This window comes from Pseudoalteromonas sp. APC 3694, from assembly GCF_030407565.1.
Taxonomy (GTDB): Bacteria; Pseudomonadota; Gammaproteobacteria; order Enterobacterales; family Alteromonadaceae; genus Pseudoalteromonas; species Pseudoalteromonas tetraodonis.
The window spans coordinates 1-1,424 of the sequence record NZ_JASDDE010000125.1; the positions used below are offsets into that span (position 1 = coordinate 1).

Annotated in this window: 1 protein-coding gene; it reads left to right on the top strand. The window is 42.4% G+C overall.

All coding sequences use genetic code 11. The features are described from left to right. Positions 1-1,424: DEAD/DEAH box helicase family protein (locus QMA00_RS18785; protein ID WP_290158507.1), on the top strand; the 1,424-nt coding region annotated here is incomplete at both ends.

Sequence of the window (1,424 nt, forward strand, 5' to 3'; positions counted from 1 at the left end):
CAGCATATTCGTAACCAAAAGCAAGATGAAATACCGCATTTATATGCCTATAGCCAGTTACTGTTAGCCATAAATGGACATGAGGGCTTGTATGCAACGTGCGGCACCCCTGAGAAGTTTTGGGCTAAGTGGAAAGAAGAGCAAATACCGGAAGCTGAATTTGTTAGGCTTAAAAACCATACACTGCGTGATGAGCAATTAAATGCGCTCTTTAATCATCGCCCTGCAAAAGATAAAACAGATTACCAGTCACTTATTTCCGCAGGTGAACTGACGGTAACCGACCAAGACAGGCTGATTGTAAGTTTATTACGCCCTGAACGCCTACTGGATATGACCCGCCTGTTTACTTTGTTTGATAAAAAAGCAGGCAAAATTGTTGCGCGTTATCAGCAAGTATTTGGTATTAAGGCGCTGATAGAGCGTATTAATACGTTTGATGACACTGGCGCACGTCAAGGTGGTGTTATTTGGCATACTACGGGCAGTGGTAAGTCGTTTACTATGGTGTTTTTATCAAAAGCACTTATTTGGCTTGAAGAGCTTGCCAAGTGCCGCGTAATTATTGTTACTGACCGCGTTGATTTAGAAGACCAGCTAAGCCGTACGTTTGCTTCGGGTGGGGTACTTACCGACCGCGATAAAAAAGATGCTATGGCGACCACAGGTAAGCGTTTGGCTGAGCAAATTGGTCAAGGTAACGAACGCGTTATTTTCTCGATCATTAATAAGTTTGGCTCTGCCATAAAACACAAAGACTGTTACAACGATAGCCCTAATATTATTGTGTTGGTGGATGAAGGTCACCGCAGCCAAAACGGTGAAAATAATATCCGTATGCAGCAAACCCTGCCTAAAGCTGCGTTTATCGCCTTTACAGGTACGCCGCTATTAAAAGACGATAAGACCGAAAACAAATTCGGTAAAATCATTCACTCTTACACGATGCAGCAAGCGGTTGAAGATAAAACCGTGACCCCATTGCTGTATGAAGAACGTATTCCTGAGCTAAACGTTAACGATAAGGCGATTGATGCATGGTTTGATCGTAGTACCAGTAAGCTGAGCGACAAACAAAAAACTGATTTAAAAAGAAAGTTTTCGCAAAAAGGTCAGATTTATCAAACTGCCGATCGCATTATGTTAATTGCTTACGATATTGCCGACCATTTTCAAAACTTTAAGCATCAAGGTTTAAAGGGCCAACTAGCCTGTGACTCTAAAGCCTCTGCAATACGCTACAAAGAGGCATTAGATAAAATTGGCACCGTTACATCAGTTGTGGCAATGTCGGCTCCTGACACGCGTGAGGGGCACGATGTAGTTGATCAAGAAAGCAAAGACATTGTGCAAAACTGGTGGAAAGCCAATGTTGATAAAATGGATGAAAAAGCCTACACCAAAGCCATTATTGAAGACTTTGG